This is a genomic window from Paenisporosarcina sp. (assembly GCF_049671445.1).
GTDB lineage: Bacteria > Bacillota > Bacilli > Bacillales_A > Planococcaceae > Paenisporosarcina.
Window position 1 is genome coordinate 23,830 of record NZ_JBATUX010000091.1, and the last position, 23,835, is coordinate 47,664.

At 36.6% G+C, this 23,835-nt stretch carries 21 protein-coding genes; 8 read left to right on the plus strand and 13 right to left on the minus strand.

Annotated features, from left to right (window positions below):
- Positions 1 to 54: 54 nt before the first annotated feature.
- The 6 genes from WBG45_RS11660 to WBG45_RS11685 all read right to left on the minus strand — a co-directional run bounded on the left by WBG45_RS11660 (position 55) and on the right by WBG45_RS11685 (position 7,600).
- Positions 55 to 882, minus strand: a complete 828-nt coding sequence (locus WBG45_RS11660) for a polysaccharide deacetylase family protein (protein WP_424414738.1) — start codon at positions 880 to 882, stop codon at positions 55 to 57.
- An 851-nt stretch (positions 883 to 1,733) separates the two neighbouring features.
- Positions 1,734 to 3,146 (minus strand): dihydrolipoyl dehydrogenase, encoded by a 1,413-nt coding sequence (lpdA, locus tag WBG45_RS11665; RefSeq protein ID WP_424414740.1) that lies wholly within the window; start codon positions 3,144 to 3,146, stop codon positions 1,734 to 1,736.
- A 4-nt stretch (positions 3,147 to 3,150) separates the two neighbouring features.
- Positions 3,151 to 4,554 carry a dihydrolipoamide acetyltransferase family protein gene (locus WBG45_RS11670; RefSeq protein WP_424414742.1) on the minus strand — a complete coding sequence of 468 codons (1,404 nt, stop codon included), beginning with the start codon at positions 4,552 to 4,554 and terminating at the stop codon, positions 3,151 to 3,153.
- A gap of 41 nt (positions 4,555 to 4,595) precedes the next feature.
- Entirely contained in the window at positions 4,596 to 5,573 is a 978-nt protein-coding gene (locus WBG45_RS11675; RefSeq protein ID WP_424414744.1) for an alpha-ketoacid dehydrogenase subunit beta, read from the minus strand.
- A 3-nt stretch (positions 5,574 to 5,576) separates the two neighbouring features.
- A complete protein-coding gene (pdhA, locus tag WBG45_RS11680; protein WP_424414745.1) occupies positions 5,577 to 6,698 on the minus strand; it encodes a pyruvate dehydrogenase (acetyl-transferring) E1 component subunit alpha in 1,122 nt (373 codons plus the stop codon).
- Between the two features lie 257 nt (positions 6,699 to 6,955).
- Positions 6,956 to 7,600, minus strand: coding sequence for a YkyA family protein (locus WBG45_RS11685; protein WP_424414747.1), 645 nt, complete (start codon positions 7,598 to 7,600; stop codon positions 6,956 to 6,958).
- Between the two features lie 138 nt (positions 7,601 to 7,738).
- Here WBG45_RS11685 and def point away from each other — a divergent pair, with 138 nt between their 5' ends.
- Positions 7,739 to 8,293: a peptide deformylase gene (gene def / locus WBG45_RS11690; protein ID WP_424414749.1), complete on the plus strand. Its 555-nt coding sequence runs from the start codon at positions 7,739 to 7,741 to the stop codon at positions 8,291 to 8,293.
- A gap of 79 nt (positions 8,294 to 8,372) precedes the next feature.
- Here the strand turns inward: def and WBG45_RS11695 are convergent, their stop codons facing one another.
- A complete protein-coding gene (locus tag WBG45_RS11695) occupies positions 8,373 to 9,143 on the minus strand; it encodes a Cof-type HAD-IIB family hydrolase (protein ID WP_424414751.1) in 771 nt (256 codons plus the stop codon).
- A gap of 277 nt (positions 9,144 to 9,420) precedes the next feature.
- On the opposite strand from WBG45_RS11695, the gene WBG45_RS11700 reads away from it, so the two are divergent.
- The gene (locus tag WBG45_RS11700; protein WP_108584429.1) at positions 9,421 to 9,630 is read left to right on the plus strand and encodes a DNA-dependent RNA polymerase subunit epsilon; all 210 of its coding nucleotides are present in this window, start codon (positions 9,421 to 9,423) and stop codon (positions 9,628 to 9,630) included.
- A 5-nt stretch (positions 9,631 to 9,635) separates the two neighbouring features.
- A complete protein-coding gene (rnjA, locus tag WBG45_RS11705) occupies positions 9,636 to 11,303 on the plus strand; it encodes a ribonuclease J1 (RefSeq protein WP_424414753.1) in 1,668 nt (555 codons plus the stop codon).
- A gap of 341 nt (positions 11,304 to 11,644) precedes the next feature.
- Here the strand turns inward: rnjA and WBG45_RS11710 are convergent, their stop codons facing one another.
- The 6 genes from WBG45_RS11710 to WBG45_RS11735 form a co-directional block, all read right to left on the minus strand.
- The gene (locus WBG45_RS11710; protein ID WP_424414755.1) at positions 11,645 to 12,304 is read right to left on the minus strand and encodes a potassium channel family protein; all 660 of its coding nucleotides are present in this window, start codon (positions 12,302 to 12,304) and stop codon (positions 11,645 to 11,647) included.
- Positions 12,305 to 12,366: 62 nt separating this feature from the next.
- Positions 12,367 to 14,181 (minus strand): ABC transporter ATP-binding protein, encoded by a 1,815-nt coding sequence (locus WBG45_RS11715; protein ID WP_424414757.1) that lies wholly within the window; start codon positions 14,179 to 14,181, stop codon positions 12,367 to 12,369.
- A gap of 15 nt (positions 14,182 to 14,196) precedes the next feature.
- A complete protein-coding gene (locus tag WBG45_RS11720) occupies positions 14,197 to 15,942 on the minus strand; it encodes an ABC transporter ATP-binding protein (RefSeq protein WP_424414759.1) in 1,746 nt (581 codons plus the stop codon).
- 595 nt (positions 15,943 to 16,537) lie between these two features.
- Positions 16,538 to 16,990: a TlpA family protein disulfide reductase gene (locus WBG45_RS11725; protein WP_424414761.1), complete on the minus strand. Its 453-nt coding sequence runs from the start codon at positions 16,988 to 16,990 to the stop codon at positions 16,538 to 16,540.
- Between the two features lie 161 nt (positions 16,991 to 17,151).
- On the minus strand, positions 17,152 to 17,694 hold the full coding sequence (locus WBG45_RS11730; RefSeq protein ID WP_424414763.1) for a peroxiredoxin: 543 nt from the start codon (positions 17,692 to 17,694) through the stop codon (positions 17,152 to 17,154).
- 206 nt (positions 17,695 to 17,900) lie between these two features.
- Entirely contained in the window at positions 17,901 to 18,170 is a 270-nt protein-coding gene (locus tag WBG45_RS11735; protein WP_424414765.1) for a hypothetical protein, read from the minus strand.
- Between the two features lie 69 nt (positions 18,171 to 18,239).
- Between WBG45_RS11735 and WBG45_RS11740 the strand changes: the two genes are divergently transcribed.
- The 5 genes from WBG45_RS11740 to WBG45_RS11760 all read left to right on the plus strand — a co-directional run bounded on the left by WBG45_RS11740 (position 18,240) and on the right by WBG45_RS11760 (position 23,702).
- Positions 18,240 to 19,688: a hypothetical protein gene (locus WBG45_RS11740; protein ID WP_424414766.1), complete on the plus strand. Its 1,449-nt coding sequence runs from the start codon at positions 18,240 to 18,242 to the stop codon at positions 19,686 to 19,688.
- 236 nt (positions 19,689 to 19,924) lie between these two features.
- Complete coding sequence (locus WBG45_RS11745; protein ID WP_424414768.1) at positions 19,925 to 21,031, plus strand: ABC transporter ATP-binding protein; 1,107 nt, start codon at positions 19,925 to 19,927, stop codon at positions 21,029 to 21,031.
- Positions 21,021 to 21,845 (plus strand): ABC transporter permease, encoded by an 825-nt coding sequence (locus WBG45_RS11750; protein WP_424414770.1) that lies wholly within the window; start codon positions 21,021 to 21,023, stop codon positions 21,843 to 21,845. The genes WBG45_RS11745 and WBG45_RS11750 overlap by 11 nt, the downstream gene beginning before the upstream one ends.
- The gene (locus WBG45_RS11755; RefSeq protein WP_424414772.1) at positions 21,829 to 22,632 is read left to right on the plus strand and encodes an ABC transporter permease; all 804 of its coding nucleotides are present in this window, start codon (positions 21,829 to 21,831) and stop codon (positions 22,630 to 22,632) included. The genes WBG45_RS11750 and WBG45_RS11755 overlap by 17 nt, the downstream gene beginning before the upstream one ends.
- The gene (locus WBG45_RS11760) at positions 22,629 to 23,702 is read left to right on the plus strand and encodes an ABC transporter substrate-binding protein (protein ID WP_424414773.1); all 1,074 of its coding nucleotides are present in this window, start codon (positions 22,629 to 22,631) and stop codon (positions 23,700 to 23,702) included. The genes WBG45_RS11755 and WBG45_RS11760 overlap by 4 nt, the downstream gene beginning before the upstream one ends.
- Positions 23,703 to 23,835: the final 133 nt, after the last annotated feature.

The following is a 23,835-nucleotide window of genomic DNA, read 5'->3' on the forward strand; positions in this document are numbered from 1 at the left end:
GAGCCTCCTTATTAAGGATGGCTCAGCCTTTTAGTATGAAGAAAAATGTAGTGGTTATTCAGTAGGTACACCTTGAATCGTAGCAGGATCAATCATTTCATACCCTTTTTTGCGCAGACCTTCCACAATCCCTTTTAACGCAGAAGAAGTCCACGTGCGATCGTGCATTAATAAGTTAGCACCGTTCGTCAAGTACTCACTGTTAACCATAATGTCTGTTAAAGCTGTTGCATCTTGATACTGAGATTCCCAGTCATAGCCGTATGTCCAATTCATTAAAAGCATACCTTGTTCTTTAACTAGTGCTTTACTGAAATCGGTATTAGATCCGAATGGCGCACGGAAGTATTTTGGTTTCTCGCCGATAACAGCTTCAACAGTTTCTGAAACTTGCATGATTTCGGCACGCTGTTGTTCCTCGGTAAGTTGTTTTAAATCTGTATGAGTTTGCGTGTGATTTCCAATTGCAAAGCCCATGTTGTGAATTTCTTTTAATACGGCTTTTTCTTCATCTGTATCTAAAAAGTGTCCATTTACAAAGAAGATTGCGGGTGCATTTAATGCTTTTAACGTTTTCGCCATTTCTAATGAACGCTTATCTGGTGCGTCATCAATTGTTAATAAAACAACTTTAGAAGGTGCATTAGCAATTGGTTTAAACGACCAATTGGCTTCATTTAACGTATATAGGGGTTCAGTCGTTACTGCTTCAGTTTCCTCTTCTTCAACCACTACTTCTTCTGTTACTTCTTCTTCAACAACTTTTTCTTCTTTAGCTTCTTCTTGTGCAGGAGCAGATACTGGTGTTTCTACTTCTTTTTCTCCACATGCCGCTAGTATTAATGCCAAAAAACTCAAACTCATTAATTTTGTGTAATTCATGTTGTATCACCGTAATCCTTTCAGAAATAATTTTAGCAAAATTCGACAATTCATTCCACCATCTTATTAACAACGATGAACCAACTTGCAAAATATGTATGTATTAAGTTCAAAACGTAACTATCCTTACTTAGGAAGTTAGGTTTTTCTGGTCACTTCAAACGCAGTATCTCCCGTACCGTGTTCTAGAGAACTAAACGGAGATATTAGACCTGATTTTTATTAGACCACAGTACAGGAGATAGTCGTGACACAAAAAATAAACGTTGGTAGAAAAAGAGAATCTTGTTTTCTATTCTTTTGAATAATCTCAGTCTGACTTTTCGGCGTTGACGTCTGAAAAAATGGTGTTGACGTCTGAAAAAAACGCCTTGACGTCTGAAAAATAGCCATTGACGTCTGAAAAACATTAATCGCACAAAATATAGACCAATACATTTACACAGCGAGGTTTCCAAATCGCTCCTTTGTTCCCTTGCAACCTAGAGATAAAAGTTAGGACGTTTGGTTAACTAGAGAATTGTTGATTTCTTTATGTAGTTATTCGTCCGAAGATTCTATTTCGGCTACTATCTGCTTAATTATTTTCACATCACTTTATATAAAAAATTTATTAATGCGTGCCAGTGATAGACACGAATGCTTCTCTAGTGTGCCTCCTTATCTGTGAAATGCATTCTCGCGGAACATCTATCCTCGTAAGAGCGAAGAAGGTATCCAAGCCGCCTATTCTTTAAACATTAGGCAAAGATGCAGCACAGCGCCTTCCTAATGTCCTCATATAACCTGATAGATAATAAATATGCACAAAAAACCGTACAGGAAATCCTGTACGGCTATAAAAATTCATTTTATTTTGAAAGAATGTGAATTGGGTGACCCATTACAACTTCAGCAGCTTCCATTGAGATTTCTCCCAATGTTGGATGTGCGTGAATTGTCATAGCAATGTCTTCTACAGTCATTCCTGATTCAATCGCTAAACCAAGTTCAGCAATCATGTCAGAAGCACCTTGACCAACGATTTGTGCGCCAAGTAGTAAACCATCAGATTTACGTGAAACGAGTTTCACGAAACCATCAGTAGCGTTTAATGCTAATGCACGACCGTTTGCTCCGAATGGGAATTTCCCAGCCGTCACTTCAAAGCCTTCTTTTTTAGCTTGCTCTTCGTTTAATCCAACAGTTGCAAGTTCTGGATCTGTGAAACAAACAGCAGGAATAGCTAAATAATCTACGATAGACGTTTGTCCTGCAATTACTTCAGCTGCTACTTTACCTTCGTAAGATGCTTTATGAGCAAGTTGAAGTCCTGCAACTACATCTCCAATTGCAAAGATGTTTTCGATGCTAGTGCGAACTTGTTTGTCGACTTCAATCAACCCACGTTCGCCCATTTTAATTCCAATTTCTTCAAGGCCCATTTCGTCTGTGTTTGGACGACGACCAACTGTTACTAATACATAATCCGCTTCGACTTTCTTCTCTTCGCCGCCTGCTTCGAATGTAACAACAACGCCAGTTTCTGTTTCTTCAACGCCTTTAGCAACTGCTTTAGTAACGATTTCCACGCCTTTTTTCTTCAAGCCTTTTTTGACAATTGTCGTCATTTGCTTTTCAAAACCAGCTAAGATATCGTCTCCACCTTCAACAATTGTTACTTGTGAGCCTAGGTTTGCATAAGCTGTACCTAATTCAGTTCCGATATAACCGCCGCCAATAACGACAAGTTTTCCTGGAATTTCAGTTAGGTTCAATGCACCTGTAGAGCTCAATACACGTTTAGAAAACTTGAATGCAGGAATTTCCACTGGTCGAGAACCAGTTGCGATAATCGCATTTTTAAACTTATATGTTTGTGATGATTTTTCGTCCATTACACGAACTGTGTTTGCGTCAACAAAATAAGCTTCACCGCGAACAACTTCAACTTTATTCCCTTTAAGTAAACCTTCAACTCCACCCGTTAATTTCTTAACGACACTGTCTTTAAATGCTTGTGCTTTTGAAAAGTCGATTTTTACATCAGATGCTGTAATACCCATATCATCTGAATGTTTTGCATGGTCGAAACGATGACCAACTGAAATTAAAGCTTTTGATGGAATACAACCAACGTTTAAACAAACGCCACCAATATGTTCTTTTTCAACGATTGTTACTTTTTGGCCAGTTTGTGCTGCTCGAATTGCTGCAACATATCCGCCAGGGCCTGAGCCAATTACGAGCGTATCTGTTTCGATTGGGAAATCTCCTACTACCATGATTTTACGCCTCCATTAATAAAAGTTCTGGATTGCTAAGCAAACGCTTAATGTTATTTAATGCGTGCTGAGCAGTCGCACCGTCGATCATTCGATGATCAAAGCTCAAAGATAATGCTAACACAGGAGCCGCTACAATTTCACCATTTTTTATGACAGGTTTCTCTGCGATTCGACCAATTCCTAGTATAGCAACCTCTGGATGGTTAATAACTGGTGTGAACCATTGTCCGCCGGCTGAACCAATATTTGTAATTGAACATGATGCACCTTTCATTTCTGAAGGTGATAATTTACCATCACGTGCTTTTCCACCAAGTGTATTTATTTCATCTGAAATCGCAAATACTGATTTGCGGTCTGCGTGTTTGATAACTGGTACTAGCAAACCTTTTTCTGTATCTGCAGCAATTCCGATGTTGAAATAATGTTTTTGAATGATTTCGCCAGCTTCATCATCAAGAGAACGATTAAAGTCTGGGAATTCACGAAGTGTATTCACTAATGCTTTTACGACATATGGTAGATACGTTAATTTGATATTTTTTTCAAGTGCTAATTCTTTGAATTTCTTACGGTGTGCAACCAATTCTGTCACATCTACTTCATCCATCAATGTTACATGTGGAGCAGTATGTTTAGAATGAACCATTGCTTTAGCTATAGCTTTACGAATACCAGACATTTTTTCACGAGTCTCTGGGAATTCACCTTCTAATGCTGGAGCTGCAGGTTTTGCTGCTTTATTCGCTTTTTCTTCAGTAGATGATGTTTGTTCATTTGTAACGACTACTTCTTTGCTAGTTGTTTCAGACGCTTGTCCACCATCCATAAATGATTCAATGTCAGCTTTCATGATGCGACCATTTTTACCTGAACCATTGACTTGAGAAATTTCCACTTCATTGTCACGTGCAAATTTACGTACAGAAGGCATCGCAATAACACGACCGTTTGGATCTTTTTCTGCCTTTGGCTGTACTTCTGTTTTAGGATCAGCTTTAGTTGGTTCTATTGATTCTTTCTCAGGAGCTTGCTCTTTAGCAACAGGTGTTGCTTCTTTTTCTACTGCTTGACCAGCTTCTGCTGTAGCTTGAACTTGAGATTCAGTTTTTTCTTCAGCTTTCGGCTCATCTTCGTGATCGCCTTTAAACTTAAGATCTTCATAGCCTGGTGCATCAATACGGATCAATACTTGTCCTACTGTTGCAACTGTGCCTTCCTCCACGACTACTTCTTCTACTTTCCCTGCTACTGGAGAAGGAATTTCAACGACAGCTTTATCGTTTTGAACTTCACATAAAATATCATCTTCACCAATGGTATCTCCTGCTTTGACGAACCATTTTACGATTTCACCTTCGTGTATACCTTCACCGATATCTGGTAATCGAAATTCAAATGCCACAAAATTCACCCTTTCTGTTGTAAGCGTTTATTAGATATGTTTTAGAATGTTAATACTTTTTTCGCTGTCGCAATAATATCTTTCGAATTAGGCAACCAAACTGTCTCTGCTTGAGAGAACGGGAAAATTGTATCAGGTGCAAACACGCGCAATACAGGTGCTTCTAAGCTTAAAATAGCACGTTCGTTAATTTCAGCAACAACATTTGCTGCAATACCTGCTTGTTTTTGTGCTTCTTGAACGACGATTGCACGACCTGTTTTTTCAACTGATGCAATGATAGTTTCAATATCCAATGGTTGAATTGTACGTAAGTCAATTACTTCAACAGAGTAATTTTCCTTCTCAAGTTCTTCTGCAGCTTTCAAGCTATCATGAACCATAGCGCCGTAAGTAATAATTGTTAAATCTTTACCTTCACGTTTAACTTCTGCTTTACCTAAAGGAATTGTGTATTCTTCTTCAGGTACTTCTTGACGGAATGAACGATATAATTTCATATGTTCTAAGAAGATAACTGGGTCGTTATCACGAATTGCAGAAATTAATAATCCTTTTGCATCGTACGGAGAAGATGGAATAACAACTTTTAAACCTGGTTGAGCTGCCATTAATCCTTCTAAACTGTCTGCATGCATTTCTGGTGTATGAACGCCGCCACCAAAAGGAGAACGAATCGTGACTGGTGCACTGTATTTACCACCACTACGGAAACGCATTCGAGCTAATTGACCACTAATAGAATCCATTACTTCATAAACGAAGCCAAAGAATTGTATTTCAGGAACTGGACGGAAGCCTGTTAAAGATAAACCTACAGCTAAACCACCGATACCTGATTCTGCAAGTGGTGTATCGAATACGCGATCTTCCCCAAATTCTTTTTGTAAACCTTCAGTTGCACGGAAAACTCCACCGTTATTTCCAACGTCTTCACCGAAGACGAGGACGTTTTCATCATTCTTAAGCTCTGTACGGAGTGCATCCGTAATTGCTTGAATCATCGTCATTTGTGCCATCGGTTACTTCGACTCCTTCTCTTTGTAAAGTTCATATTGTTCTTTTAAGTTATATGGCATTTCAGTATTTGGATCATACATAATTTCCATTAAATCAGTCACTTTTTGTTTCGGAGCAGCATCTGCTATTTTGATCGCTTCTTTTATTTCTTCTTTAGCTTTTTCGATTACTTCATTTTCTTTTTCTTCATTCCAAAGTCCTTTTGCTTCTAAATAAGCACGGAAACGGACCAATGGATCTTTCTTTTCCCACTCAGAATCTGTATCAGATGTACGGTAGCGAGTTGGATCGTCACCAGCCATTGTATGGGGTCCATAGCGGTAACATAGTGTTTCAATTAATGTTGGGCCTTCACCATTGACAGCGCGCTCACGTGCATCACGAGTCGCCACGTAAACTGCAAGTGGATCCATTCCATCAACTAATATACTTGGGATACCAGCGGCTATACCTTTTTGTGCGATTGTTTTTGCAGCTGTTTGCAATTCACGAGGTGTCGAGATTGCAAATTGATTATTTTGAACGATGAAGATTGCAGGAGAACGGAACGCACCCGCGAAGTTAATACCTTCATAGAAATCACCTTGAGAAGAACCACCGTCACCTGTATATGTGATGGCAACTGATTTTTGCCCACGTTTTTGCATTCCAAGTGCTACTCCAGCAGCTTGAATGAATTGAGCACCAATAATAATTTGTGGTGGCAGTACTTTTACATCTTCAGGAATTTGATTACCCATGAAGTGTCCACGTGAGAATAAGAAAGCTTGTGATAATGGTAAACCGTGCCAAATCAGCTGAGGTACATCGCGGTATCCTGGAAGAATAAAATCTTCTTTCTCAAGAGCGAAGTGAGAAGCCAATTGTGAAGCTTCTTGACCAGCAGTAGGGGCATAGAATCCTAAACGACCTTGTCTGTTTAAAGAGATTGAACGTTGGTCAAGAATTCGTGTATACACCATACGACTCATTAACTCTGTTAATTCATCATCTGATAATTTAGGATCTGCTTCTTTGTTAACGATTTCGCCTTCTTCGTTTAAAATCTGAAGCATTTCAAATTTTTCTTCGATCGCTTGTAGTATTTCTACTGGACCTTCTTGCTTAGCATTTTTTGCTGCCATGTTAACACCTCTCCTTATATATCTGTATTAAACAATCATTAAAAACTGAGTGATACAATTTTCATTCTTCCCTAGTATACTCAACTTTAAATTAGTGGTCAATCAATGGTAACTCTCGTTATATACGAACTTATTATTTATTATGTATTCGCACAATACAAAACTGTACTAGTACAAATGATTCTCTGTATCACAATTTATAAGCACATCCCAATAGCCGCCAATGCACAAAAAAACGACCTCGCTAGGAGATCGTTTTACTTTTCTTCGTCTAATGAATCATACACAGACGATTTCGTTTCATTTAATTTTTTTGTCGCTTCGTTAAAAGCATTAATTGCAGATTGCACAACATCATTTTGTTTATTAACTTTATCTACTTGTTCTTGAAGTTGAGTTTGTTGCGTTTTTTCATCTGCTAACAAATCATAAAGCGAGATTTGTAAATCCGTTAATTTTTCATATTCATCACTTACCACTTCATGGGCATCATAGCGAGATTCAAGTGACGCTTTCAAATCTGTTAAGGAAGTTTTTATGTTTTCTTCCTTTTCGTCTTTTATTATTTCTTCAAATGACGATAACGACTCTTGTGCATTGTTAATCGATTCATTTTCTTCTTTTAATAAAGTTAATCTCTCAGAAAGGGAAGCTTTTAATTCTTCAACTTTTAAAAGCACTTCATCTTTTTGTTCTTGGGTCAATTTCATGGCTTCGTTAAAAGTACTCTGTTCTTTTTTCTCTAATTCAGCTAATTTCTGCTGTGCGTCACGGTATCCTTGTTCTTCTTCATAAACTTTTGCTAACGTATCAGATAACTTATCATCATTAGATGCCCCTATTGAGCATGCAGAAAGTAAAAGTGAAGTGGAAAGAAATGTTCCTATTACAATTTTTTTCATTTATTAACCTCCTAAATCATTTACTACTATAGACCTTCAAGGAAAAAATTTCAACATTCTAAAGATCCTCTTTTTGTTGCACGAACGTCAACCTTCGTTATACTTATTAAAGAATCAAAGTGGGAAAGGAAGACCAAAATGTTTGAACTGAAAGATATTATTCGCGAAGGACATCCAACTTTGCGACAAAAAGCTGAAGAAGTAGATTTTCCTTTATCTCCTGAAAATGCAAAACTAGCACAAGACTTACTTGACTATGTTAAGAATAGTCAAGATTCAGAAATGATTGAACGCTATGATTTACGTCCTGGTATTGGAATTGCTGCACCTCAAGTTAATGTGTCAAAACGTATGTTTGCTCTTCACATACCAGATGATGAATCTAAATTAAGCTTTGTTGCCATTAACCCAAAAATTATTAGTCATTCAGTAGAAAAAACATACATTTCTGTAGGTGAGGGTTGTTTATCTGTTGATCGAGTTATAGAAGGGTATGTTCCGAGATATGCGCGCATTACAGCAAAAGGCTTTTATCCAGATGGACGCGAGTTTAAACTTAGATTAAAAGGTTTAGCAGCTATCGCGTTTCAACATGAACTCGACCATTTAAACGGTATCATGTTTTATGATCGGATTGATAAAGAAAATCCATTTGCAGAAATACCAGATGCCATTCCATATGAACGAAAATAAGGAGAAGGTTCCCAAAAATTAATTTTGGGAACCTTTTCTTTTCATAGAGTCCTGAAACTTGTCTCGGTTCACCTAGAATCTAAATAAGTTTTAAATACCTCAAAGCATTCACTAAACCATCGTCGTCTACATGAGTCGTAACATGTTTGGCTCGCTTAATTGCTTCTTCATGGCCATTCCCCATTGAAACACCGAACCCTACTGCTTCCAACATTTCAATATCGTTTAATCCGTCTCCGAAGGCAATCGTATCTTTCAAGTCGATATTGTATCTTTCACTTATAAATTTAATGGCGTTTCCTTTTGAAGCACCTTTTGGCAATATATCAACAGACACACGATGCCATCTGACAAATTTTAATTGCGGGAAAGCTTCATGATACGAACTCTCCTCTTCTATTGAACAAAAAACCAATGATTGAATAATTGGCTGGTTAAGATAAAAATCTTTTTCGTACTTCGGATGTGGTAACTTTAACGTCCTAATACTTTCTTCAACGTGAGGATGATTTTCAATAGATGCAACCATTTTTTCGTCATTCATATATACCAAAGGATGATTATTTCGTTCCGCAAATTCTGAAACTAATTGTAGTTGATCTATATCAATTTCATTTTGATAAATAACTTCATTTTTATAAACAACATATTGACCATTAAAACAAATATAAGAATCTATTTCTAATTCTTTCAAAATCTCTTTAATCATGAATGGAGCACGTCCTGTAGCAATAAAAACTTCATGACCATTAACCCTAGCTTCAAAAATGGCTTCTTTTGCCTTAGCCGGCAATTGTTTATTAGAATCATAGAGTGTGCCATCTATATCAAAAAATAAAAATTTCTTCATAATAATCACCCTTTCTATCTAGTAAGAATTGTACTAAAGACAAGTAGCCTTTACAAAAAACGAAATATTCTGTATAATAGATATGAGGAGTGATTTGCCATGTTAAAACGTCTAAAAAGGAAGATTTTAAGGCGGTTAGGCGGCATACTCGGGAAAAAAACAATTGCATAATTTTTTGCCCTGCTATTTATAGTAGGGCTTTTCTTTATTTTAAAAGAAGCACGTGATAATATAGAGAGAGTGAAATTATTATGAACGTGAAAAAGGAGACCAAAACATGATTTACAAAGTATATTACCAAGAGAACGTGCTTGAAGTGCCAGTTCGCGAAAACACAAAAAGCCTTTATATTGAAGCATCCTCTGAACGTGAAGTTCGTTACGCACTAAAGGATCGCAAATATAATATAGAATTTGTTCAGCTTCTTGAAGGTAATCATTTATCTTATGAGCAAGCTAGCGAAAACTTTAAAGTGGAGAAAAAATAAAACTTATGAAATTTGTTAAGAATGATCAAACAGCGGTATTCGCTCTCGGCGGACTGGGCGAAATCGGTAAAAACACATATGGAGTTCAATTCCAAGATGAAATTATATTAATTGATGCAGGTATTAAATTCCCTGAAGATGAGTTACTCGGGATTGATTATGTTATTCCTGACTACTCGTATCTTGTGAAAAATGTAGACAAGATTAAAGGTCTATTTATTACACATGGTCACGAAGATCATATCGGTGGTATTCCTTATTTGCTTAAACAATTAAATGTACCAATTTACGGGGGCAAACTAGCTCTTGGACTATTAAGAAACAAGCTTGAAGAACATGGTTTGTTGCGTACGACAAAAATGCATGTTATTACAGAAGATGAAGTAATCAAATTCCGTAAAACATCAGTTAGCTTCTATAGAACAACTCATAGTATTCCAGATGCATTTGGTGTCGTCGTTAAAACACCACCTGGAAACATTGTTCATACTGGTGATTTTAAATTCGATTTCACTCCAGTTGGAGAACCAGCTAACATTACTAAAATGGCTGAAATCGGTCGTGATGGCGTGTTATGTCTATTATCTGATAGTACAAATGCAGAAGTACCAGAATTCACAATGTCTGAGCGAAAAGTTGGAGAAAGCTTATCGGAGATTTTCCGTAAAGTGGATGGTCGTATTATTTTCGCAACCTTCTCTTCTAATATTTATCGTTTACAACAAGTTGTAGAAGCAGCTATACATCACGGTCGTAAAATTGCTGTCTTTGGCCGAAGCATGGACAATGCCATTACAATTGGACGTGAACTAGGGTATATCAATGCTCCAAAAGAAACTTTTGTTGACACACAGACATTAAATCGTCTTCCTGCAAATGAAGTAATGATTTTATGTACGGGTAGTCAAGGTGAGCCTATGGCTGCACTTTCTCGTTTAGCAAATGGTACTCATCGTCAAATTCAAATCCAACCAGCGGATACGGTTATTTTCTCTTCTTCCCCGATTCCTGGAAATCGTAGTAGTATAAACCGTACAATCAATTTATTATTCCGTGCAGGAGCGGATGTTATTCATGGTTCATTAAATAATGTTCATACTTCAGGTCACGGTTCTCAACAAGAGCAAAAATTGATGTTACGCTTAATGAAACCAAAATTCTTTATGCCTATTCATGGTGAATATCGTATGTTGAAAATACATACTGAACTAGCTGTGGATTGTGATGTTGAACCAGAAAATACGTTCATTATGGACAATGGTGATGTATTAGCTCTTAGCCAAAATGAAGCAGCAGTAGCTGGTCGTATTCCGTCTGGAGATGTTTACATTGATGGAAGCGGAATCGGTGATGTTGGTAATATTGTTTTACGTGATCGTCGAATCCTATCAGAAGAAGGTTTAGTCATTGTCGTTGTTACAACGGATCAAGAACGTCAAAAAATCGTTTCTGGACCGGACATCATTTCACGAGGGTTTGTTTATATGCGTGAATCAGGTGCAATGATTAATGAAGCTCAACATATGTTAAACCGTCATCTACAAAAAACAATTCAATCAAAAGCTACTCCTTGGTCAGAATTGAAAAATGAAATTACAGACGTTTTAGGACCATATTTATATGAAAAAACAAAACGTCGCCCAATGATTTTACCAATCATCATGGAAGTATAATAAATAGAAAAAAGCTATGCAGAGTATCACGATATGTGATATCTGCATAGCTTTTTTTATTGTTGTGTCTAGCTACGCAGGCCAGACCACACCTAAGTTTCAGAATCTCCTGCGGAAACTAGTCTCCGAATCGTTTCTTCCAACGTCGGTGTCGGTCAATAGTGACCTGATTCGCTTTTCTTAGTGTCTAGCTCCGGGCGCCAGCTCGCACTTCCGCTTCAAGCCCTCTTGCGGAAACGAGTTTCCGAATCGGTCTTTCCACCGGCAGAGTCGAGCTTGAGTGGCGTCCTCCGCTTTTCTTAGTGTCTAGCTCCGGGCGCCAGCTCGCACTTCCGCTTTTCTTAGTGCATTGCTTTCTTTTCGAAGCGAATTATATCTGCATCTGCACCAATGACGATTAGGACGTCGTTAATTTGAATTTTTTCGTCAGCTTGTGGGGATACCAGAATTTCTGTGCCACGTTTAATACCGACTATGTTAATACCATACTTCGCTCGAATGTCCAGATCAATTAAGGTAGAGCCAGCTAATATTTCATTGGCTTTTATCTCCATAATGGAGTGCTCATCAGACAGTTCTAAATAGTCGAGAACATTATTTGTCATAATGTTATTGGCTATTCGAATGCCCATATCGCGTTCTGGATGAACCACTTGGTCTGCACCTATTTTTCGTAATACTTTTTCATGATAGTCATTTTGTGCTTTTACAGTGATTTTATTTACACCTATTTCTTTTAACATTAATGTTGTTAAAATGCTAGATTGTATGTCTTCACCAATTGCTACAATGACATGTTCAAAGTTTCGAATTCCTAGCGATTTTAATACAGATTCATCCGTTGTATCTGCCACGATTGCTTGTGTAGCAATAGAAGCAAATTCATCTACACGGTCCGCAAATTTATCAATGGCCATAACGTCTGCCCCTTGATCAATAAGCTCCCGAACAATACTTCCGCCGAAGCGACCTAACCCAATAACTACAAATTCTTTTTTCATCTTTCAACCTCCGTACGGAACGAATGGACATAGTGTATCACAACTTTGAATTGTGCTCAAATTCAGTTTGATATGTCTCCGAACTGGGACATAACCAGTTGGTGATAATGTCCTTTATCTTTCATTAATGAATCATGATTTCCTGATTCAAGGACACTTCCATTTTCTAAAACAATAATCTGATTTGCTTCTCGAATTGTCGATAATCGATGTGCAATCATAATGGCCGTTCTATTTTTTAGAAGTGTACGCAGTGCTTGCTGAATTTGAAGTTCCGTCTCCGTATCAATGGAAGCAGTTGCTTCATCTAAAATAATGATTCGTGGATTTGCAAGAAGTGCTCGTGCAAATGACAGCAACTGTCTCTCACCAACGGATAATATATTGCCTCGTTCTTCAACTTCAGTTTCATAGCCATTAGATAACCGCTCAATAAAGCGATTTGCACCAACTGCTTGTGCTGCAGCTATTACTTCTTCGTCTTTCGCATGAGGGTTACCAAAGCGAATATTATCCATTATGGTTCCAGAGAATATAAATGTTTCTTGCAAAACAATACTAATTTGTTCACGTAAATCGCTTAATGATAAATCGCGAATATCGGTTCCATCCATTTTAACCATACCACTTGTCGGGTCATAAAAACGTGACACTAAGTTTGCAATTGTTGTCTTACCTGAACCGGTATGACCTACTAATGCAACCGTCTCTCCTGCTTTCATTTCAAGCGATATCCCTTTTAATGCTAAGCGGTCTTTTTCATAACCAAATTGAACATTTTCAAATTCAATATGACCTTTTAGTTGACCTATTTTTATCGGATTCTCTTTTTCATTTACAAGTGGTTGTTCATCCAAGAATTCAAAAATACGTTCGGATGAAGCCATCCCCATTAATAATTGGTTATACACCATGCCTAGTCGCGAAATAGGTTCCCAGAACATGCCGAGATAAAAAGCAAAAGCGACGAATGCACCAAGATCCAATTGACCATTTTTTATCAAGTAAGCTCCGTAAATAATCAACACCACTGAACCAATAGCATTGGTCATTTCAACAAATGGACGGAACATGGAGTTCTTTTTCGTTGCTACACGCCAAGATTCAAAACTTTCTTCATTGATGCCGTTAAAAAAGGCCATATTTTCATTTTCTTGTGTAAAGGATTGAGTAATGCGCATTCCTTGAATACTTTCATTTAAATGAGAGTTAATTTTTGCTTGTTTCATACGTACATCTTGCCATGAACGACGAATGTTTTTACGTAACGTAGTCGAAATAAAGAACATCATTGGCAAAATAACGAGAACTGCTAATGCAAGTGGTGGACTAAGTGTAAATAAAATAATAAGAACACCCATAAGTAACAGTAAATCCATTAACAAGTTAATAACACCATTAGTGAACAATTCTTGTAGCGAGTTAATATCGTTCATGATTCGAACGAGAATAGAACCAGCTGAGCGTTGATCGAAAAATCGATGCGATAACCATTGTACATGCGTAAATAAATGTTTGCGCAAATCGTAAATTACATTTTGACCAAGTTCATTCATCCATCGTATTCGATATCGATTGGCGATTGTATTAACAACATACAACACTGCAATTGATCCTACGAGAATGGACAGCAATTCCACGTCTTTCGTTTCTAATGCCCGGTCAATTACATACACTCCTATTAGTATTGGGATGAGTAGTCGAATAAGAGTAGTAATTGTTACAGCAATGAAAGCTTTCGGTAGTAAAGAACGTGAATAAGGTTTCACATACGTAAATAACCGAGCGAGTTGGGACCAGTTAAATGGTGCATCAATTACATCATCCGTAGAGTAGCGGAATCTTTTTAATACACTGGGATTAATTTGTTTTGTCATAATGATTCCGCCTTTCTATGCATAAATATTTTCAAGTTGGTCTTTATATTGAATTTCATAAATCCGTTTATATAGACCTGTTTGATTAATTAATTGCTCATGTGTGCCTCTTTGAACAATATTGCCATGTTCGAACACAATTAACTCATCTGCATGTTTCACGGATGAGATTCGATGAGCAATGATAAACGTTGTACGGTCTTTCATGACTTCTTCAAGCGCTTGTTGGATATGAAGTTCTGTTTTCATATCAACGGCACTTGTAGCATCATCCAAAATCAAAATTGCTGGGTTTTGACAAAGTGCACGTGCAATCGCAATGCGTTGTTTTTGTCCTCCAGATAAGCCTAGTCCCCGCTCTCCTAACATCGTGTCGTATGCTTCAGGTAACTCCGTGATAAAATCATGTGCATTTGCTCGTTTTGCAGAGTCAATGATTTCATCCATGGTAGCATCAGGTCGGCCATACGAAATATTAGCTTTAATAGAAGATGAGAATAAAAATGACTCTTGTAAAACAAAGCCAATATTTGAACGCAACGATGTTAATGAATAGTCCTCAACTGGAATGCCATCAATTTTAACTTGCCCCTCAGTTGGTTCATAAAAGCGTGTTAACAATTGCGTTAAACTTGTTTTACCTGAACCTGTTGCCCCAACTAAGCCGACTTGTCTGCCAGCCTTTACTTCTAGATTTACTTTATTTAATGCGACTTGGTCCTCTTCACGATATTGAAGTGTGACATTTTCAAAAGCCACATGCCCTTTCATTCTTGAACCATCAACAGCATTTTCCTTTGTTTGAATTGGTTCAGGGGCTTCTAGCACTTCTAAAAGACGTTCTCCTGAGGCTTTGGATTGAGAAAATAAATTGACGGTAAAACCTAAGTTCATTATTGGGAAAATGATGTAGCCAAGTAAACTGTAAAATGCGACGAGTTCTCCTACAGTTAATTGGTTATTCATAACTAGGAAGCCACCATAACCGAATAAGAAGACAACACTTATATTGCCGAGGAACTCCATAACCGGGAAGTACTTTGCCCATATTTCCGTCGTAAACAAATACCGCTCTTTATAATCACAATTTGAGTCGTTAAATTTGTTAATTTGAAATGATTCGCGAGAAAGTGACTTTACTGTATGAATTCCACTTATGTTCTCTTGAACATTTGTATTTAACTTACCAAAGGATTTACGAATGTCTCGGAATGCAGGATGCACTTTTTTATCAAAGCGGAACACTGCCACGATTAACAACGGCATTGCTGCCATGGAGACAAACGTCAATGGAATTGAATAATAAAACATGACACATAAAGATACAGACACAAGAAAAATTAATCGGAATAATTCAACGAAGCCAAACGATAAGAAAAATCGGAAGCCTTCAACATCTGCCGTTAAACGAGACATTAAATCACCGGTTTTTGCATTATCGTAATAGCTGAATGGTAAACGTTGTAACTTTGCGTATAATGCATTGCGCAATTCATATACCGAGCGAATACCAAACATATCACCGGTGTATTGACCTATATAAGTCGCTATTCCTTTGACTATCATAAGCGCCATAAAAATACCAGCAAGGGTCCATGCTAAATCATACTGCTGATCTTTAATAACGCGGTCAATCGTTTGTTGTAAAATGATTGGATATGCAACTGTAATCACCAAAGTAATTAGGAGCATGAACAAAGACCAAAAGAATAAATGTTTATTTGGCCAGTAGTAATCCTTTAATTTTTTGAAAATTTCCAAACTGTTTTCCCCCTAATTCAAAAGACATAGTATTAAATATAACGGAAGCCGAAATAAAAGACTACCCCCTTTTGACTGATATTTGCATTAAATCTAAATTTTCTCTTAAGTGCTTACTGAGCATCTCAACTTTCGCATAAAAAAAACAATCTCCAATCTTAGGGGATTATAGGCTGATGCAGAAACTGGTATGCCAATTGATTTTAGTCACTTCGCTCTTTCTTTATCGATTATCCTACTTAGATGGTACATCTCACACGGCATGGGAAATGAACTCAATGTGAGGTTGATATTCCGCAAAACAGCTACGCTTTCCGCGGGCTTGTGCCGAACTAACTCGAACTATGCGTTCGAGTGGATTTCGACACTTCGCTTTTTCCGCTGGAGTCTACGCTGTTTTACTCCATATCTCACAATATGAAGAAATAGAAACCTTTTTGACGGAAGTCTATTTTCATGCCGCGAAAGTTGAGTTATCATCTTTAAACTTAGCTTAGTAATATAAAAAAGTGCCAGACACCGAAGGAATTTGAAGGACATAAAACGTCCTAAAATTCGTCGGTGCCTGGCACTTCATATCATTAAATTACTACTGTTAGGCGTTGCGCATTTCATCTAGAACACGGTTTACACGTTTTTCCAGCATTTTCATGCCACTACCGCCTGCTTGGAAATGACGAAGTTGACCCGCTTTATCAAAAACGTAATATGCAGGTACATATTGATTGTCAAAAGCGTCTGTTAGTTTCATATCATTATCAACATAAATCGGTTGAGTAATGTCATGTTGAGCAGCAATTTTTTTAATATCTGTTAAGTCCATGTCTTTTTCAGATCGTGGCATATGAACTGCAATCACATTTAACTCATTTTTGTATTGGTCACGGAAAGCATTTACTTCTGGCATCGCTTCTTTACAAAGGCCACAACTAACTGACCAAAAGTGAATTAAAGTAGGTTTACTGCCGATTAATTGTTTCTTGGAAACTTCTCCATTTAACCATGCTGTAGCGCCTGTTAAGTCAGGCATGGGCGAGCGTAATTTCATCTTAATTCCTCCTAATTCATATCAGTAAAAAATTCCCCACTGCGTATCGTATGCGTGGGGAATCGATGGTGTCTGATTAAAAGCGTATTTAGAATATCCAAATAGCGATGTAACCTCAAAGCTAATAAGAATTCGCTGAAACTTAATTTCTTGTCAAAAAATTAAAGTGTTTTTTGACCTGGGCGCCAGTTTGCTGGACAAAGACCACCAGTTTGAAGGGCTTGTAATACGCGTAGAGTTTCATCTACATCACGGCCGATATTATTATGGAATACTGTTTGATATTGCATTTCACCTTCAGGGTTTACAATGAATAATCCACGAAGAGCAATACCTTCTTCTTCTATTAAAACACCATACTCACGAGAAATTTGGTGATTCGTATCTGCAGCTAAAGGATATTTTAGTTCGCCTAAACCATTGTCTTGACGAGCAGTGTTAATCCAAGCTAAATGTGTGTGAATTGTATCAGTTGAAACGCCAATGATTTCAGCGTCTAAATCTTCGAATTCGTCAAAGCGATCTGACATTGCTGTGATTTCAGTTGGGCATACAAAAGTGAAATCCATTGGATAAAAGAACAATACCGTCCATTTATCTTGTTTCATATTTTCTTCCAAACTTACTTTACCAAAAGACTTATCTGCAAGCACTGCATCCATAGTAAAACGAGGTGCTTGTTTACCTACCATACGTTCTGTCATGTGAAAACCTCCAAGAAGTATTAATCTGCCAACGAATTGTATTCGTAATTAGCACAATTTAAAGGATAACAAATACCTCCTTGCAAAGCAATTTATCGGCATTCATAAAATTCCTTAATATAATCTTTTCGTCCAATTCGTGTCGAATAATTAGTATGTTCAGATTGATGATACCCATACACAAAAAAAGACCTAAACTAACCTTATTAAAAAGGTCGCTCAGGTCTTATTTTGCAATATTCACATGTAGGATCATTACAATCGTCCTCTTTCCAAGCATTACATGGTTCACAGTAACAAGTATCATATTTTTCATGATAAGACAAAGGCTCAAAACAATCATTACAATAATCACGAAGTTCTTCTTTTGCAATGACACGCTCATTGATTAGTAAAAATGAATTTTCTATTTGTTTCTGTCTTACTGTATGTTTGCGTTCTTTAGGATCTAAAAATAACATCATTGATTTCTCCACAATTGTCACTCCTTCTTCATTTCATGGTAACATATATAAAGTTAGGAACAATAGTGGAGGTCTTAAAAAATGGATGAACAAACAAAAATAAATCCTCTATTCCTAAATCAAGCATACATGACCTTTCTTTTTCCATTTTCTTTTAGAGAAAAGGAACGAGGGAATCTTGTAGAGCATTTACGAAAAAATCATTTCACCTTTTTTTCGTTGGATCAAAAAGATTTAGAGAAAGAGTATTATGGTGAAAATATTAAAGTTCAACATGAAGAATTGGACCAATATTTTTTGCCGTTTTTAGAACATAAATTGTTTCCTTCGCGAACGGATCAACAAGGATTTTTACGTTTTTCAAAAAAGGTGAATGAAACATTCACTCTCGAGGTACATGACACGAATTTTTCATTTCTTATAAATAGTATTGATATTATGGTTTGTCCATTTGGTATTGGATTAATTACAATTCGAACAGAAATGGATCAAGAGCAAGAACAATTGTGCGAAGTGCTTGATTTTATGAATCATTTTCGTGTGTTAGAACCTAAACTCGACGAAGAAAAAGGTGCGATAATTCACAAGGGGAATCGAGAATTCCACACAACGAATGAATTTGTATTCGGTTATCTTTGCCCTACACTCAAATCTTTCATTGTTCATGATGAAAAACGTGCAGGATATTTCGGGAGTCTTCCTTTCTTTGAAGATGAGCGCATGATATCATCAGGTTTTTTCATTGCAAATGGTGAGCATCAAATAAAGAATGATCACTTATTCCGTATGGGTCAACTAGATGGGAAAAATCCAGAAGGAAAATCCTTTATGTCAAGTACAAACAAAGAATATATAGAGCGATATTTGAATAAACATTTACATGATCGATGGGCACCAGATTCTTATACGGTTACTTCAGACCATGCCCAAATTACAGTATCCATAAAAACACCACAACAATTAGATCGACCACTTTCTCAATTTATGGGGACTCACCATTATAATTTGATGCTTCATTACTTTTATAAAATCATGTTGCTCCGTATGTCGTTTGAATATAGTCAGGTTCAATGGAAGCAAGATGAAGATTATGTAGAAGAATTAATCGAATTAATTTCAAAATTTTCTGCTCGTTATTATTTTGGCGAAGTATCTGCTCGAAGTGAAGGAAAAGAATTAACACAAACATACCGTGAAGTATTCCATTTGAATAGCTTATACGAAGAAGTGAAACAAACGTTAAATGAGCTTTACCGTGCACAGGAAAACCAAGCAAATAAACGTCATAATATGTTGTTATTCATGCTTACCGTCTTTACGGTTGTTTCTGGTATTTATGGAATGAATTTAGTTATCGAAGATTGGAAAGGCAAAACGGATTGGTCGAAAGTTCCTGGCTATTCATTCTTCGAGTGGATTTCATTAATTACTGCATTAGCTGGTATTTCACTATCAATTATCTTACTTGCAACAACTGGTGTAAAAGGGCTTTGGAAAAAGTTCAGAAGATGGAAACGTGATCAGTTTTAATTACTTCTCATCCTAGGATGAGAAGTTTTTTTGTTCAATAAAAAAATTGACGATATTTGTAAATTAAAAGATATTTATAGTAGAATCAAAGAATTGAGAGTTTTCCTACATAGTTCAGAGAACGGTTAACATTGGACATAATTTAACGTTATTATCTAAATTCAGCTAACAATAGTGCCATTTCAAAGAGTTAGTAAAAGTTATATATATTTCATTTAAAACCTAGGAGGTCAATTATGACGGACAACACGATTATACGATTTGACAATGTTACGAAAGCATACAGTGGATCTACACCGGTATTGGATAAAGTTAGTTTTGAAATAGAACGCGGTAAATTTTATACACTACTGGGTCCTTCTGGGTGCGGGAAAACTACTATACTTCGTTTAATTGCAGGATTTATGGAACCTACTAGTGGAGAGATTTATTTTAATGGTAAGAAAATTAATGAGGTCCCCGCAAATGAGCGGCAAGTGAACACAGTTTTTCAGGACTATGCTCTCTTCCCTCATTTAAATGTATTTGAAAATGTGGCATTTGGATTACGCATTAAAAAAATTAAAAAAGATGAAATTAATCGCCGTGTATTAGAGGCACTCAAATTTGTAAACTTAAATGGTTTTGAAAATCGTGAAATTGTAGAATTATCAGGTGGACAAAAACAACGTGTTGCCATTGCACGTGCGATAGTTAACGATCCCGAGGTCATTTTACTTGATGAGCCATTGTCTGCTCTGGACTTGAAATTACGCACAGAAATGCAATATGAATTACGAGAATTACAACAACGACTAGGCAAGACTTTTATTTTCGTTACACATGATCAAGAAGAAGCACTTGCGATGTCAGATGAAATTTTTGTAATGAATACAGGTGTGATTCAACAGAGTGGCACGCCGATGGATATTTATGATGAACCAATCAACCGATTCGTTGCGGATTTTATTGGAGAATCAAACATTGTCTCTGGTACCATGATTTCGGATTACCGTGTGCAATTTGGTGGAAAAGAATTCGAATGTACAGATAAAGGTTTAAATTCTAATGAAAAAGTTGATATTGTCATTCGTCCAGAAGATTTAGAAATCACGACAATCGATCGAGGCAAAATGACAGTAAAGGTTGATACACAATTATTCCGTGGTGTTCACTATGAATTATCTACATTAGATAAAGATGGCAATGAGTGGCTCGTTCATTCGACGAAAAAAGCAGCTGTTGGAGAAGAGATTGGATTAGATTTTGACGAAGAAGCAATTCATGTCATGCGATTAAATGAAACAGAAGAAGAATTTGACAAGCGCCTGGATTCTTATGGAGAGCAACAAAATGAAAACTAATTCAAATCGATCGTTTTATTTAATACCTTACGCCGTTTGGATGGTAATGTTTGTCATTGCCCCCATTGTACTAGTAGTCTATTTTTCATTATTCGATTTACATGGAAACTTTTCATTTGAAAATTATCGAAATTTCTTTACATCTGTTTATTTAAAATTAACGTTAAGCTCTTTCTGGTATGCATTTATTATTACGGCTTTTACGCTCTTAATTGCTTACCCCACTGCCTATTGGCTTACCAAAACAAAGCATAAACAGCTTTGGTTATTGCTTATTATCATCCCTTCATGGATTAACTTATTACTAAAAACATATGCATTTATCGGCATATTTGGCGTTTTCGGACCAATTAATAAATTCTTAGAAATGTTTGGTATCGGAACGAAACAAATATTATATACAGATTTCAGTTTTATTTTTGTTTCCGTATATATTTTTATTCCGTTTATGATATTACCAATTTTTAATTCACTTGATAAAATGAACCCCACTTTAATAGATGCCGCACGTGATTTAGGATCAACAGCTTGGACCACATTTACAAAAGTGATTTTCCCTTTAACAATCAATGGTGTGAAGTCAGGTATCCAAGCAGTATTTATCCCTTCCCTATCTCTATTTATGATTACTCGATTAATTGCTGGCAATAAAGTCATTACGCTAGGAACTGCAATCGAGCAACAGTTCTTAGTTACTCAAAACTGGGGAATGGGTTCAACGATTGCTGTATTCTTAATTCTTTTCATGGGTATAATCATGATTTTAACTGGTCAGAAAGATAAGGGGGCTATTGTAAATGGACACAACAAGTAAATTTTCTAAAATTTATTTAGCTCTCGTCTTTGCCATTCTATATGCCCCCATTTTTTACTTGATTTTTTACTCATTTAATAGCGGTGGCACCATGTCTAATTTCGAATCGTTTACATTAGAGCATTATGCTTCAGTTTTTGCGGATACTAGACTCATCATGATCTTAATCAACACCATTATCATTGCCCTATTGTCTGCGCTTATTTCTACAGTAATCGGAGTGATTGGTGCAATAGGTATCGTTTATTTACAAAAACGTAAGTCGCGCAATGCACTTCTATCATTAAATAATGTGTTAATCGTCAGCCCTGATGTAATTATTGGTGCTTCGTTTTTAATATTATTTACAATGGTCGGCGTGAAATTAGGTTTCGCTTCAGTACTGATTTCTCATATCGCCTTCAGTGTACCAATCGTAGTCATCATGGTATTACCAAAATTACAAGAAATGAGTAGCACATTAGTCGATGCCGCACTTGATTTAGGGGCTTCAAAACGTGATGTCTTAACTCGCGTTATTATTCCTTATATTAAACCTGGTATATTTGCTGGATTCTTTTTAGCACTAACTTATTCTTTAGATGATTTTGCTGTCACTTTTTTCGTAACCGGGAACGGATTTACAACATTATCAGTAGAAATTTATTCAATGGCAAGAGCAGGAATTACTTTAACAATCAATGCTTTATCTGGTTTGATCTTTATTTTCACATTACTATTAGTACTAGGTTACTATTTCGTGACAAACCGTTCAAAAAACCCACTTAGAACTGGGGTGCCAAAATGAAAGATATCACCCGTGCTGTAGTGGCAATAATAGTTATTTGTTTAGTATTATTTATCATCAATTTGCAGTTAGACAAAACTTCGGGACGCTCTGGTAAAGACTCCTTAAGCGTATACAACTGGGGTGAATATATTGATCCTGAACTCGTGACTCAATTTGAAAAAGAAACTGGTATCAATGTAGTCTATGAAACGTTTGATTCCAATGAAGCGATGATGACTAAAATTGAAAACGGTGGAACTTCTTATGATGTTGCAATGCCTTCTGAATATGCAATTGAAAAAATGAAAAAAAATGATTTACTTATTCCCATTGACCAAAGTAAAATTCCAAATTTAAAAAACATTGATCCTTACTTTTTAAACTTACCTTTCGATCCAGGAAACAAATACTCAATTCCTTATTTCTGGGGAACAGTAGGAATTGCCTTTAATCCAAGTTTACTAGATGGACAAACTTTCGAAAGCTGGGAAGATCTTTGGGATCCATCCTTAAAACAAGAAGTTATTTTAGTTGATGGTGCACGAGAAGTCATGGGTATGGGATTAAATACTCTGGGTTATTCACTAAACACTAAAGATGAAGAACAACTTCAAGAAGCTACTGATAAGTTAAAAACCTTGTCTCCTAATATTAAAGCCATAATTGGGGATGAAATTGTCGAAACCATGCGACGCAGTGAATCAGCAGTTGCACTTGTTTGGTCAGGTCAAGCAGCTGACATTATGTATGTGAATGAAGATATCGATTATGTTGTTCCTAGTGAAGGGTCAAACTTATGGTTCGATAATATGATCATTCCAAAAACCGCTGCAAACGTTGAAGGTGCACATAAATTTATTAACTTTATGCTAGACCCGAAAATCGCTGCACAAAATGCAGATTATGTTGGATACTCGACGCCAAATGAACAAGCCATTAAATTAATGGACCCAGAAGTAACCGGAGATGAGCGTTTTTATCCTACCGAAGAAATGCGAGAACGCTTAGAAGTCTATAAAAATTTAGGAGTAGAAACTCTTGGAAAATATAATGAGCTATTTCTAGAATTTAAAATGGACGCTCAATAACTAAAAAGTTGAGTAAATTCAATTTAAGTTACCCAACTTTTGCATATAAAGAACATTCACCAATCTTAGGGGAATATCGGCTGATCCATAAACTGATTTCCATCGACTATTAGTAAATGCGCATGTCTCTTCG